The sequence below is a fragment of the Clostridium sp. Marseille-P299 genome, assembly GCF_900078195.1.
Classification (GTDB): Bacteria; Bacillota; Clostridia; order Lachnospirales; family Lachnospiraceae; genus Lachnoclostridium.
This window is the reverse complement of sequence record NZ_FJVE01000004.1, coordinates 367,480-382,109: the sequence shown is the minus strand read 5'-3', so window position 1 is coordinate 382,109 and position 14,630 is coordinate 367,480. Positions and strand designations below refer to the sequence as shown.

Here is a 14,630-nt window from a genome sequence, read left to right as displayed (position 1 = left end):
TATTGTTAGCGGATTTAAAATATCCGATTGCCATTAGGCAGCATGGAGGATATTGTGAAAAATAAAAATCAATTATTACATGCAAGTTTGTGCTTGTGCACCACAAACATGTTATGCATAAAGAACGTGGGCAAGAATGGGGAGTAAAATGACACGAGGAAAACGAGTCAAAAAAATAATAGTACGGATATTTCTGTTATTGTTATTTATTCTTTCGGGCATTCTTACGTGGTTTTATATTTGTTATGGAAAAGATATTCTTGCATTAAAAGAGAGGGCAGATCAGATTTCTAGAAAGTCCAATGAAGAATCTTTTAAAGCGTCACAAACAAGTATTGTTTATGCAGAGGATGGTAGTGTGATTTCAATCTTAAAATCTGAGAAAGAAGTCTATTATCTACCATACAACAGTATACCTAAAGCGGCAATTGATGCTGTTTTAGTAACAGAAGATAAAAAGTTCTTCACCCATGAAGGAATCGATTATTTAGCAAATATCCGTGCATTTATTGCACTAATTAAGAATAAAGGTGAGATTAAACAAGGGGCAAGTACGATAACTCAGCAACTTGCTAGAACTGTATTTTTAACAACTGAGGTAAGTTTTGAGAGAAAAGTTACAGAGTTATTTTTAGCGGCTGACTTAGAAAAAAAATTTTCGAAACAGCAAATTTTAGAGTTTTATTTAAATAATATTTATTATGCCAATGGATATTATGGAATCCAAGCGGCTAGTAATGGGTATTTTAGCAAAGGAATAAAAGATTTATCTTTATCTCAAATTGCGTTTCTATCAGCAATACCCAATAATCCAACCGTTCTAAATCCAGTTACAAACTTTGATAATACCTTAGAACGAAGAGATAAGATTTTAAAGCAAATGTATGATAGCGGAGTCATTTCTTTGATAGAATACGACGATGCATTAGCTGAGGAGATAAAGCTTAACCGTAGTGAAGATATAAAACATAATTATGCAGAAAGTTTTACCTACTATAATGCAATTCGTTTGTTAATGGAAGCGGAAGGATTTGAGCTTAAAACATCTTTTAAAAACGAAGAAGAAAAAAAGATATATGAAGAACAGTATTATGAGTCGTATTATAGGATTCAAAGACAGCTATATACCAAAGGATATCGTATTTATACCTCTCTTGATTTAGAAAAACAAGAATTATTGCAAGAGGCCATTAATAATAAACTAAGTGAATTTACTGCAGTCAATCAAGAAGGTATTTATGAGTTACAAGGGGCAGCAGTCTGCATTGATAATGACACTGGTCTTGTAATAGCTATTATTGGAGGTAGGAATCAAAATACTGCAGGATATACACTAAACCGTGCTTATCAAAGTTTCAGGCAACCAGGAAGTGCCATTAAACCGTTGCTTATTTATACTCCATTATTTGAAAGGGGGTATCATCCAGACACTTTAGTGATGGATGAAAAAATAAAAGATGGCCCAAAGAATGCGAACGATGTCTATTCTGGAGAAATAACACTTAGAAGGGCTGTTGAAGTATCTAAGAATACGGTCGCTTGGAATTTATTAAAAGAGTTATCGCCGAGTGTTGGATTGTCCTACTTACTGGAGATGAATTTCTCCCATATTACAAGTGCGGATTATAATTTAGCAATTGCATTAGGAGGCTTCACATATGGAGTAAGCCCTTTAGAAATGACTTCTGGTTTTGCAAGTATTGCCAATGATGGTATATACCGTACTCCAACATGTGTAGTAAAAATTACAGATGCCGATGGAAACGAAATTGTTGGGAGTACTGTGAAAGAGAAAAAAATCTATGAAGTAAATGCAGCTCGGATGATGACGGATGTTTTAAAGGGTGTAATGGAAAATGGAACAGGAAGTAGATTGGCACTTGACCATATCACAACGGCTGGTAAAACCGGTACTACAACGGATCGAAAAGACGGCTGGTTTGTGGGGTATTCAAAATATTATACGACAGGTGTATGGGTAGGTTGTGATTATCCTAAATCCATTGCTGGTTTATCGGGTAATTCTTATCCAGGGCAGATATGGAAAGAATTTATGAATGAGATTCATAAAGATTTAGCGGATGAATTATTTGAACCATATGAAGATACAAGGGAAGATACAAAAGAAGATACAAAAGAAGATGCAAAAGAAGATGCAAAAGAAGATGCAAAGGAAAATGCAAAAGAAGATACGAATATGGGTATAAACAGTGGTAATAAAAATGCCATAGATTCAAATGGCGAAAATATATTTAACGGAGATACAAACCATTCTAATAATAGTTTGGAAGATTCGTCAAATGAGTCCGATTATAAGCATGAGATGGAAGACATCGATGATGTTGAAGGAGTTGATAAGGAGGAAGCCAATCCCGAAAATGATGAATTAGACGATGAGTTAGAGAGTGTCATAGATAATGGGGAAATTAACGATGAGGTAAATTTAGACGATGTGTACTGGGATGAGCAACAGTGGCAAAACGAACAATGGCAAGATGAATAACGGTAATAGTATTAAATATTACTAATATAGAAGACGAAACTAAAAAATATTACTAAAAATCGACTTATTATAATATATCACTTGCAAATGTCAAAAATTTCATTAGAATATTAATAAATAACATTTTTTGACATAATTCATTAGGAAGAAGAGTGATAGGATATGTTTTATTTAAAATATAAAGCTATAATAATTATAATATTAGGTTTATATCTCTTATTTGAGCTTGTATTAGAGAGGTTGCTAAAAATTAGAACTCGTTTCTTAGGGCTGTTTAAATGTAAGAAAAATTATCTAATTGTTTTAAGTGTTATAATTATTGTGTCAAACTTAATGATTCAGTTGTTTATAAAACAATACCATAATATTTTTAGTTTAGTTTCTATAGCATTATCAATATTTTTTCTAAATATATCAGAAAGTGAAGCGGATAAAGAAAAGGAATTTCCCTTTTCTACTCGCTAATCATAAAAATTGAGGAGGAGAGTAATAAATGAAAAAGGTTGGGCAAGTATTGTGGGGGATTTTTCAGGTATTTACCTATCTACTAATTCAGATCATTGTAGGGGTTATTGTAACTATTGGATATTCAGTCATTCGATATTTTCAGATATCAGCACAGGGAATTTCAGATTTTAATTTAGCTTATGAAATAATCTTAGATGATGTAGTTTCTTCAAGTTTTTTAATGGTTATATCATGCCTATTTTCAATTGTTTCAATTATTTTATATTCCATTTGGTATAAAAAAAGATACGTAAAAGGGAAAAAGGTAAACTTAAAAGAGATTTTTACTGTAAAGCAAGTATCTTTAATTATATTATTAGCAGTAAGTGTGCAAGTCTTTTTAATTACGTTTGTAGGTATTATTCAAGCGATAAAGCCAGATTGGTTTACAAACTATAATGAGATAATGAAGCAGTTTGATATAGGAAATTCATGGCAGTCACTTATATATGTAGCGATTCTAGGACCGATAGTAGAAGAATTACTGATGCGTGGACTTGTTTTAAACCAAATGAAAAAGGCTATGCCCTTTGTAGCTGCAAATATTGTGCAAGCATTTTTATTTGCCTTGTTACATGGTAATTTAGTTCAAGGAAGTTATGCGTTTGTTTTAGGAATAATATTTGGATACATATACCGTAAATATAATACAATACTATCAACGATATTATTCCATATCGTATTTAATTTCAGCGGATATGTTATAGATATAGCTCTAAGTGGAGTCGATTTAAATTTATTAATGATAATTGTAATTTCAGTTCTAACATTAGCTATAAGCATATTTGTTATTCGATTGATATTAACTGAAAAGAATGCTATACCAATTTATGAGGCGGCAATAGGTAAGGAATTGGAGTATATAAATGAAATAGTGGATCCAAATGATATAAAAGAACGAAATGAAACGAAAGATTTTATAATGGATGAAACTGTGGTGAATCACGACGAAATATAAATAAGTGCTTATAAAGCTACTAAAACATAAGAATATAAACCATATCCAATAAATATAGGTTATCATTCAACATTGGTTGAATGATAACCTATTATATTTACTGAAGTAAAATTATTTCTTGTATTTGTTTAAAATATTTTGAATTCTTTCTGTTGGGCTTAAGAATTCGCTGATGGAAGCATCATGATTTAATGCGTCGATTAATAATGCAATGTATTTACTCATATCTGCGTTAATGTAATAAGGTCTAGATAAGAGTTCTTCTGTTTGGTATACAAGATTTGTAGTGATTACACGATAGATTAAACCTTTTTCGTAAGCTTCATCAAATTTCTCAAGTCCGTTTGTAAATAGACCAAATGTAGAACAAATGAAAATTCTCTTAGCTTTTCTCTTCTTTAACTCAGTAGCAACATCAAGCATACTTTCGCCAGAAGAAATCATGTCATCAAGAATAACAACATCCTTACCTTCCACATCGGATCCAAGGAATTCATGAGCTACAATTGGATTACGTCCATTTATAATTGTTGTATAGTCACGTCTCTTATAGAACATACCCATATCAAGTCCAAGAACGTTTGCAAAATAAACGGCACGGCCCATAGCACCTTCATCAGGGCTGATTACCATCATATGATCAGAATCAACAACTAAATCTGGAACATTGCGAAGAAGTGCTTTAATAAATTGGTACGTAGGCATTACTGTTTCAAAGCTCTTTAATGGGATTGCATTTTGAACTCTTGGGTCATGAGCATCAAAGGTAATGATACTTTCAACACCCATATTTGTTAATTCCTGTAATGCTAAAGCACAATCAAGAGATTCTCTTGAGCTTCTCTTATGTTGTCTGCTTTCGTACAAGAATGGCATAATTACTGTGATTCTACGTGCTTTGCCACCGACTGCGGCGATGATTCTCTTAAGATCTTGATAGTGATCATCAGGAGACATGTGGTTGGTATGTCCACACACACTGTATGTCAGACTGTAATTACAAACGTCAACAAGTATATATAGGTCGTCACCTCTTACGGATTCCTTAATGGTACCTTTTGCTTCACCCGAGCCGAAACGTGGGCACTCATGTTTGATGAGGTAGGAATCTCTTTGATAACCGGATAGTGCTGTTAAAGTAGATTCAGATTCGGATCTTTCATTTCGCCATTCAACGATGTAATCATTAACTTTTTGGCCAAGACCTTTACTACTTTCTAGAGCAATAATTCCTAAGGTACCAACGGGAATGGTTTCTAAAAAATTATCTTGTGACATTATTTTTTCCTCCAGTAATATTTTCCTATATAAATGAAAAGTCACGTCTTTTCATTTTGGTTTAATGGTTTTAAGCAATTGTTATCATACTATTATACTTATATTTCGTCAAGCATCATTGAAATTTCTTATAAAAAACGTTAATTTTACTTATAAGTGAATTTAAGATTGATTTAGTTTGGTTAAAATGTATATTCCTGTCGATTAAGAATGTATCACCTGCGGACGAATGTCTTCACCAACAATTTTTAATAATATATAATTACTCGTAATTCTTGAAAATATTCGTTCACTATAAGTACTTTTTAATTGTTCAAAGGACAAGTTAGTAGAGATAACGGTTGATTTCTGTTTTAGATGGCGTTCATTAATGCATTGATAAAGCTGGGAGTTAATAAATGAGTTACTTAACTCCGTTCCGATATCATCAATGATAAGCAAATCACAATCTAAAATATGATCAAATTGATTTCGAATGTTCTCATAATCATCTTCATGATTAAATTTGTATTTTTCAAGTATCTCAAAAAGTTGAAATGAAGTAAGATAAATAACCGTATGTGCAGTGTCTAATAATTCTTTTGCAATGCAATTTGATAAAAATGTTTTTCCTACGCCAGTATTTCCGTAAATTAAGAGATTCTCATATTTGGTATCAAAATCGTTAATAAAACGCTTAGCTTTTACAACAACACGTTTCATATTTTCAAGTGGTGTGAGATTTGTAGTTTCTTCAATATATTCATTGGAATAGTATTTGTAAGTAAAGGTAGAAAAATTCTCAACTTTAATTGCATCTTTTACATTGGACTGAGAATATAGTAAATCTACAATTGCTTGCTTAAAGCAGTGACATTTGTTGTTTCCGATATAGCCGGTATCTTTACATGAATTGCAAACGTACTTTGGTTGTAAGTAATCATGTGGATATCCATGAGATTCTAAAATTTGCTGCTTTTTTTCAGAAAGACGTTGATTTCTTTCTTCTAAGGTACGTAAGGCACTCGTATCTCCAGTTAGAGATAGTTTGGCACTTTGAATGGAGTCATGTACCATCTGTTCATCAATTTCAGATAAAATAGGAATCGCCTGATAGACTTCTTCTTTTCTGCGATCAAGTTCATACTTGCTCTGCAAACGGCGGTTATCATATTCTCTTAAAATTGTATTATATTGATAATTTCTTAAAGCCATTGTATCTCCTCCTACCTCAGGTTTATTAAGCGATGAATGAATCTATCTACATGATGCTTTTTACTGACGATTAAGCAATCTTTGTTCCATGGATAAATACTCTTCCTTTGTATAGTTACGTTGTGGAAATGAATTGAATTTATTATTTGTCGCTGGTTTGGCTGTATTTGCGGTATTTGTTTGTCTATTGCTGTTTACCATAGCTGTTAATTTTGCATGTTCCTCATCTAGTTTATCAATATCACTTTTTTGAGTAACACCTTTTTTATGCCAATTTTCTAGTATCTTATCAGCATATTTAAAGTCTGGTTTTCCAGTTGCAAGAATAGTACGATTGCAAGCTTCTTCAATAATACTTATTTCAAATTTATACGTATGGAACCAGCGGTGCATAAATTTCTTTTCGATTGTACCAGGCGCACGGTTAAGCCCAAAAGCCTTGTTTATAGCATTATAATTATTATTATAAGTGGCAGTAGCAGCTTCTGCTTTTTCTACAGTATCAATGCCTTCTTCAGCCCATGCTAGAGCAACAGTTTCAATATATGAGGAATTTTTTTTGTTTTTTGACACACAATACTCATATAGATATAAAATTAACTCAGCAGAAAAACCAACACTCTCATACAAAAATAGTACAAGTTGAACATCGGTTGGTTTTAACAAGCGCTCTAAATATTGCTCTAACGTATTCATCATAAATTTAACTTCATCAATATCTGTTAATTGAGCAATTTGAGCATCTGAATAATTAGGCTTATGAAAAACATTTTGTTTCACTGCAGAGGTTTCAGTAGCTACTGTAGTTTCTTCTAAAGCTGTTTCAGAAGTAGCAGCAGCGGCTGTATTCTTTGTAGAAGAATCTCCACCTAGCTGGCAAAAAAGTATTGAAGTGATCGTACGATTTTGATCTCGATCAATTTTTATTAACTGTTCTTTTTCCCAGTATTTAAGAGCTCGTTCAATATCTTTTTCTGTTTCATCCAACTTTTCAGCAAGAAAAGAAATAGAAATGTCAGACATATGATTTGAAATACAACGTAACAAATAAATATATACCTTAACAAAAGTTCCATTTGCTGTAGGCATATAGTCATCAATAAACTGGTTTTGCACAATAGTAATTCCAGTTTGCATATTACTGCTAAGAAAAATTTTACTCATATCATTACCCCAAATCTCTATGTAATCCATATTAACAAGTTACTATATTTCTGGTCATTAAAAAACAATGACTCTTATTAGATCTATCCTATTAATGTCTTAATGTTAGCGCGAGCTTGATAAATCATAGCGCATGCACATTATAGCATATTAAAAATTGAAAGAAAATAGGATAATTTTTCAGCAACTTACACATGAGCCAAATGTTAATAATGTGGATAATGTGGATAAGTCGGTGGATTCTATTTGTCAATTATTGTAAAAATAGCTTTAAATATAAGTATAGCTTATATTTTTTTTAATTTAGTCTATTCTTGTAGAAAAATAGCAGGTATGAAAAAATCCACAAGCATATCTGAGTAAAAATGTTGATAAGCTTGTGGATAATGTGGATAACTATTTTCCGAGTAGCGATTCTCCAATGTTTACAATGTCTCCAGCGCCCATGGTTATTAACAAATCGCCGTTAGTACAATTTTGTAATAAAAAATTTTCTATTTCATCAAAAGATGGGAAATAGTAGGTATTTTTACCTAATTCCTGAAGTTTTTTCTGTAAATCTCTTGAGGAGATATCACCAGGATTCTTTTCTCTTGCAGCATATATATCAGCTAAAACAATATGATCAGAATGAGAAAGAGCCTCTGCAAATTCATTTAACAATGATTTGGTTCTTGTATAAGTATGTGGTTGGAATACACACCAAATTTCATTATGTGGATAACGTTTTGCCGCTGAAAGTGTAGCATCAATTTCTGTTGGGTGATGTGCATAGTCATCAAAAATATTTACTCCACCAACGTTACCTTTATATTCAAAACGTCGTTCTGTTCCAACAAAGCTCTTTAGAGCTTTTTTTATTGCCTCAATTGATACTCCAAGTGTTAATGCTAAAGCCGCTGCAGCAACGGAGTTTGATATATTATGAATACCGATAACACCAAGAGCGATATGGTCTATGAATTCGCCTTTATAGTAAAGATCATAATTGCCACAACCATGGTCGTCATAAGTTATGTTACTAGCAGTATAATCAGCTTTATATAATGCATCTTGATCATCATCACTGGTTACTACATTATATGTTATAACATGGCATGGTAGATCCTTAACTAAATCTTCATAGTCAGGAATTGATGCATTAATAATTAAGTTACCATGTGATGGGACTTTTTCTGCAAATAAACGGAAGGAATGACGAACATCATCTAAATCTTTAAAGAAATCTAGATGGTCAGCTTCAATATTTAAAATAATTTCATTCACAGGATTAAATTTTAAAAAGCTATTGGTATATTCACAGGATTCAACAATAAAATGTTCGGATTCACCAATTCTAATATTACCTTCGATATTATCGAGGATACCCCCAACAGATACGGTTGGGTCAAATCCACCCTCAATTAACATTAAAGAAATCATGGATGTAGTAGTTGTTTTACCATGAGTACCAGAAATACCAATAGCATCTTTATAATGGAGCATAATTTGGCCCAATAATTCTGCTCGATCAAGAAGTGGTATATTATGTTCTAACACTGCCTGATATTCTGGATTATCAGCTTTAACAGCCGCAGTAAAAACGGCAACATCAATATCGTCTGTAATATTAGCGGCACTTTGACCGTAGGAAATTTGGATACCAAGATTACTTAAATGATTTGTAATTTTACTATTTTTTGCATCGGAGCCGCTTACTTTAAATCCTTTGCTATGTAAAAGCTCAGCGAGTCCACTCATACTAATCCCACCAATCCCAATAAAATGTATATGAACTGGTTGATTAAAATTAATTTTATACATGGGAGCACATCCTATTCTGTTCTTATTTTATAAGTTAAATTTTAATAAGCACTGACGTAATAAAAAATATAACAGTACTAATTATTATATGACTGTATTCTATTTGCTATTATAACCGTTTTTAACAAAATTACAATAACTTATCAAATGACAAGTAGCTTCTATAAATGTGTAAATTATGGTATTAAATACTATTATATGAGTTTGCATTTTAAATGGATACTAAATGATTTTATATAATTTCAAAAAAAATTTTATCAAAATAAATCACATTTTGTGAAAAATGGCATTAAAAAGAACAGGATTATCAAAAAAGAGCATATTATTAATAAAAATAAACAAAAGTTATCAAAATATTTTAAAATTGTTAGTAAATATATTCACATATGTTACATATAATGGTATAATGTATAATATTAAACAGCAAGAGGTGATTGCGTGGTACGAAAAGAAATGATCGCAATGCTTTTAGCCGGTGGACAAGGATCTAGACTTGGTGTTTTAACTTCTAATATTGCAAAACCAGCAGTAGCTTTTGGAGGGAAATACCGTATTATAGATTTTCCACTAAGTAATTGCATCAATTCTGGTATTGATACGGTTGGAGTATTAACTCAATATCAGCCGTTGTTACTTAACACACACATAGGGATTGGGATTCCTTGGGATTTGGATCGCAACATCGGTGGTGTATCCATCCTTCCGCCTTATGAAAAAAGCACCAATGCTGAATGGTACACAGGAACAGCCAATGCAATTTATCAAAATTTAAAGTACATGGAATATTATAATCCAGAGTACGTGCTGATTCTTGGTGGCGACCATATTTACAAGATGGATTATGATATGATGTTAGAGAATCATAAGGCCAATCAAGCTGACATAACCTTAGCGACAATTCCAGTACCAATTAAGGAAGCAAGTCGCTTTGGAGTAGTTATCACAGACGAACAAAAGAAAATTATAGAATTTGAAGAAAAACCAAAGAATCCAAGGAGTAACTTAGCTTCGATGGGGATTTACATATTTTCATGGGATGTTTTAAAAAATGCTTTAATCAATTTATCAAATCAAGAAGGTTGTGATTTTGGAAAGCATATTATTCCTTATTGCCATAGTCAGGGTAATCGCGTTTTTGCTTATGAATACAATGGCTATTGGAAGGATGTTGGTACGCTAACTTCTTACTGGGAATCAAATATGGAGTTAATTGATTTAGTACCCGTTTTTAATCTCTATGAAAATTTTTGGAAGATATATACGAAAAGCGATATGATACCACCACAGTTTGTCTCTAAAAAAGCGGTTATTAATCACTGTATTATTGGAGAAGGTAGTGAAATATATGGTGAAGTACATAATTGTGTTATAGGCCCAGACGTCATTATTGAACAAGGTGCTAAGGTTTATGATTCAATAATTATGAAGTCTACAACCATTGGGGAAAATACAAAAGTCAACAAGTCCATTATAGCTGAGAATTGTTTCATTGGTTCGAATTGCGAAATTGGAGTTGGTGAAGAGTATATTAATGAAAAATATCCAAATATCTATATGGATGGGCTTGTTACAATTGGAGAGAATACGACGATACCTAATAACATAAAGATTGGAAAGAACACTGCGATATCAGGAGGAACAACGACAGAGGATTATGCCGATTGTATCCTAAAGAGTGGAGAATGTTTGATAAAGGCAGGTGTTTTAAAGTGAGAGCTATTGGGATCGTATTAGCAGGTGGCAACAGTAATCGAATGCGAGAATTATCAGATAAAAGAGCAATCTCAGCAATGCCAGTTGCTGGTTGTTATCGTAGTATAGACTTTGCACTTAGTAGTATGTCAAACTCACATGTTCACAAAGTAGCTGTATTAACACAATATAATTCAAGAAAATTAAATGAGCATCTAAGTTCGTCCAAATGGTGGGATTTTGGAAGGAAACAAGGTGGATTATTTATATTTACACCGACAATAACGGTGGATAATGGATTTTGGTATCGTGGAACTGCAGATGCTATGTTTCAAAATCTTAATTTTTTAAGAAGTTGTCATGAGCCATATGTGATAATTGCTTCTGGAGATGGCGTGTACAAGCTAAATTACAATAAAGTCTTAGAATATCATATAGAGAAGAATGCTGATATAACAATTGTTACAAAGCAATTAGATGAAATCGAAGATACAACGCGATTTGGAATTGTACAAACAGTTGCGGATGGGCGAATAAGGGAATTTGAAGAAAAACCTCTTATCTCGAATTCTTCTATGGTTTCTACAGGAATATATGTAATTCGTAGAAGACTTTTAATAGATTTACTTGAGGAAGCATCAAAAGAAGATAAATATGATTTTGTAAAAGATATCATAATAAGGTACATAAGTGCTAAACGAATTTATGCTTATGAAATGAAAAGCTATTGGAGTAATGTTGCTAGCGTAAATTCTTATTATAAGACCAATATGGATTTTTTAAATAAAGAAATTAGGAACTATTTTTTTAAACAGTATCCAGATGTGTATTCCAAGATCGATGATTTACCACCTGCTAAGTATAATATGGGAGCGGAGGTTAATAACAGCTTGGTTTCCAGCGGATGTATCATTAATGGCAGGGTAGAAAACTCCATACTTTTTAAAAATGTTTATGTGGGTAATCACTGTACCATTAAAGACTCAATTATTCTAAATGACGTACATATTGGTGACAATACTTACATAGAGAATTGTATTGTAGAAAGCTGTGAAACAATTATGGCAAATACATCTCATGTGGGAGCAGAAGGGAATGTTAAGATTGTCATTGAAAAAATGACCGATATTAGTAACAAAACTATTCTAGCTTAAACTGACAAAAGACTGATGTTACAAAGGGGGATACAAAATGCAGATTACAGATGTTAGAGTGCGCAAAGTAAGTAAAGAAGGTAAAATGAAAGCAGTTGTTTCTATAACTCTTGATAATGAATTTGTTGTTCATGATATCAAGGTTATCGAGGGAGAGAAAGGTTTATTTATTGCTATGCCAAGCAGAAAAGCTGGCGATGGTGAATATAGAGACATAGCTCATCCAATTAACTCTGAGACAAGAGATAGAATTCAAAAAATCATATTAGAAAAATATGAAATTGCTGCACTCGAGGATAATACCGTAGAGTAAGAATTAGCAAAAAACACCTGTTTAAAAAAAACATTCCTAGAGCAGACTGCTATCAAATGCAGTCTGTTTTTTCTTCTTCTTTCATACAATTAATTAGAAGAATAAACCATATATGGAAGCAAAACTTACGTTATGAGTAAAATGTGGAGCTTTCACAAAATTCTTTCTTAATATTTGTTTAAATTGCTTGAAAATTGTTGAAATTTGTATTATTCTAAACTGTAAGCGATAGCTTGCAAACATACGTAGGGATAGGTATTTGGTGAAGGTTAGGAAGGATTTTATAATGAGTAGAAATTACAGAAAACGAGGCAGAAGATCTTCAGTTAGGAGCTTACAAGTGGTATGCATAGTTGGTGCATTATTAGCAGCAATTATAATTATTGTGGCTGGTATTGGATTACTTAGTAAGAAAAAGAATGATGGCTTGGGGGACCAGGATTTAAATAAAGAAGTAAACAATATTGGTGGAAACATAGAGGATATAGAAGCAGAGCATATCCCAGAAATAACACCGGATGATACTGATAATAATACAGTAACACCAGAAATTACACCACAAGTAACACCAGAAATAACACCCCAGGTTACACCACAAGTAACACCTTCGATAACCCCAGAAGTAACACCGGAGGGCGGTAAGGATGATAATAATCCAGAAGTTACAAAAAGCCCTGTAAATGAAGATGCTACGGATGATAAGAATGCTACTATTGATGGGGATAAAGTATCAAAAGATAAAATGATTGCTTTAACTTTTGATGATGGTCCATATCCTCCAGTGACAAATCGTATTTTAGATTTATTGGAAGAGAATGGGGCAAAGGCGACGTTTTTTGTAATGGGAAATCGTATGGAAGAGTACGGTGATACGGTAGAGAAAGCTTACTCTTTAGGATGCCAAATTGGTAACCATACCTTTAGCCATAAGGATTTAACAAAACTTAGTGCAGATAAAATTCGTTATGAAGTGGAACATTCCAATGATTTGATAACGAAGTATGCACCTGTTGGAAATGCTGTTTTAAGACCACCTTATGGAGCAAAGAATGATTTGGTATATAAAACAGTAAATGTACCTATGATAACATGGTCGGTAGATCCAGAGGATTGGAAGAGCCGTGATAAAGATCAAGTGATAAAGAATATAATAGATGTTGTACAAGATGGAGATATTGTACTTATGCATGATTTGTATTCAAGTACAGCAGATGCAATGGAAGTAGTCATACCAAAACTAATTGAAATGGGATATCAATTAGTAACGGTAGATGAATTATTTGAAGCAAAAGGAATTACACTTGAAGCAGGGAACATTTACCGAAATGCAAAAACTATTACAAACGTTGTCAATCATGAATAGATTGCAATTATATAATAAGAGACTTATAATGTAAATAAAAGGCCGCAGGTATGCAATAGGGATATATTGCATATGTGCGGCGAAAGTTGTGGAAAAGAGGTATTTATGTATATTATTATTGGATTAGGTAATCCATCCAAAGAATATCAAGCAACTAGGCATAATATTGGATTTGATGCGATTACAAGAATAGCAGATGATTACAACATTTCATTAGATACAAAAAAGCATAAAGCAATCTGTGGCAAAGGAATGATTGGGTCAGAACGTGTTATCCTTGCACAACCACAAACATATATGAACTTGAGTGGAGAAAGTGTAAGAGAACTTATTGACTTTTATAAACTAACAAATAAAGATATCATTGTTATTTATGATGATATTAGTCTAGATGTAGGCCAACTTCGTATAAGAAAGAAAGGAAGTGCAGGAGGACATAATGGTATTAAAAATATCATTGCCCATCTTGGAACGGATGAATTTATGCGAATAAAAGTTGGGGTAGGAGACAAACCTAAAGATTGGGATTTGGCTGATTATGTTCTAGCAAGATTTCCAAAAGAAGATGAGGAGAAAATAAGAGAAGCATTAAAGAGAACCTCCAATGCCTGTGATACAATTATCACGAAAGGAATTGAGGAAGCAATGAATCTTTATAATAAAAAGGAGGGCTAATTGTGAATGTTTTTACGGAACCTCTT

11 protein-coding genes are annotated in these 14,630 nt (G+C 32.6%); 7 read left to right on the top strand and 4 right to left on the bottom strand.

Annotated features, from left to right (window positions below; translation table 11 throughout):
• The first annotated feature begins 148 nt into the window (after positions 1 to 148).
• Both BN4220_RS01635 and BN4220_RS01625 read left to right on the top strand, forming a co-directional pair.
• Entirely contained in the window at positions 149 to 2,503 is a 2,355-nt protein-coding gene (locus BN4220_RS01635; RefSeq protein WP_197467872.1) for a transglycosylase domain-containing protein, read from the top strand.
• A 493-nt stretch (positions 2,504 to 2,996) separates the two neighbouring features.
• Positions 2,997 to 3,968 carry a CPBP family intramembrane glutamic endopeptidase gene (locus BN4220_RS01625; RefSeq protein WP_066712652.1) on the top strand — a complete coding sequence of 324 codons (972 nt, stop codon included), beginning with the start codon at positions 2,997 to 2,999 and terminating at the stop codon, positions 3,966 to 3,968.
• A gap of 111 nt (positions 3,969 to 4,079) precedes the next feature.
• On the opposite strand, the gene BN4220_RS01620 is transcribed toward BN4220_RS01625, so the two are convergent.
• From BN4220_RS01620 to murC, 4 genes are all read right to left on the bottom strand, one after another.
• Positions 4,080 to 5,246, bottom strand: a complete 1,167-nt coding sequence (locus BN4220_RS01620) for a ribose-phosphate pyrophosphokinase (protein ID WP_066712649.1) — start codon at positions 5,244 to 5,246, stop codon at positions 4,080 to 4,082.
• Between the two features lie 204 nt (positions 5,247 to 5,450).
• On the bottom strand, positions 5,451 to 6,440 hold the full coding sequence (locus BN4220_RS01615) for an ATP-binding protein (protein WP_066712646.1): 990 nt from the start codon (positions 6,438 to 6,440) through the stop codon (positions 5,451 to 5,453).
• 60 nt (positions 6,441 to 6,500) lie between these two features.
• Positions 6,501 to 7,604, bottom strand: a complete 1,104-nt coding sequence (locus BN4220_RS01610) for a DnaD domain protein (RefSeq protein ID WP_066712644.1) — start codon at positions 7,602 to 7,604, stop codon at positions 6,501 to 6,503.
• A gap of 396 nt (positions 7,605 to 8,000) precedes the next feature.
• Positions 8,001 to 9,407, bottom strand: coding sequence for a UDP-N-acetylmuramate--L-alanine ligase (murC, locus tag BN4220_RS01605; RefSeq protein WP_066712641.1), 1,407 nt, complete (start codon positions 9,405 to 9,407; stop codon positions 8,001 to 8,003).
• A gap of 438 nt (positions 9,408 to 9,845) precedes the next feature.
• On the opposite strand from murC, the gene BN4220_RS01600 reads away from it, so the two are divergent.
• The 5 genes from BN4220_RS01600 to pth all read left to right on the top strand — a co-directional run bounded on the left by BN4220_RS01600 (position 9,846) and on the right by pth (position 14,604).
• Positions 9,846 to 11,120, top strand: a complete 1,275-nt coding sequence (locus BN4220_RS01600) for a glucose-1-phosphate adenylyltransferase (protein WP_066712639.1) — start codon at positions 9,846 to 9,848, stop codon at positions 11,118 to 11,120.
• On the top strand, positions 11,117 to 12,253 hold the full coding sequence (gene glgD / locus BN4220_RS01595) for a glucose-1-phosphate adenylyltransferase subunit GlgD (RefSeq protein WP_066712811.1): 1,137 nt from the start codon (positions 11,117 to 11,119) through the stop codon (positions 12,251 to 12,253). The genes BN4220_RS01600 and glgD overlap by 4 nt, the downstream gene beginning before the upstream one ends.
• Before the next feature lie 37 nt (positions 12,254 to 12,290).
• Positions 12,291 to 12,566 (top strand): septation regulator SpoVG, encoded by a 276-nt coding sequence (spoVG, locus tag BN4220_RS01590; protein WP_066712637.1) that lies wholly within the window; start codon positions 12,291 to 12,293, stop codon positions 12,564 to 12,566.
• A gap of 286 nt (positions 12,567 to 12,852) precedes the next feature.
• Positions 12,853 to 13,929, top strand: coding sequence for a polysaccharide deacetylase family protein (locus BN4220_RS01585; protein WP_066712635.1), 1,077 nt, complete (start codon positions 12,853 to 12,855; stop codon positions 13,927 to 13,929).
• A gap of 105 nt (positions 13,930 to 14,034) precedes the next feature.
• Entirely contained in the window at positions 14,035 to 14,604 is a 570-nt protein-coding gene (pth, locus tag BN4220_RS01580) for an aminoacyl-tRNA hydrolase (RefSeq protein ID WP_066712633.1), read from the top strand.
• Positions 14,605 to 14,630 lie beyond the last annotated feature (26 nt).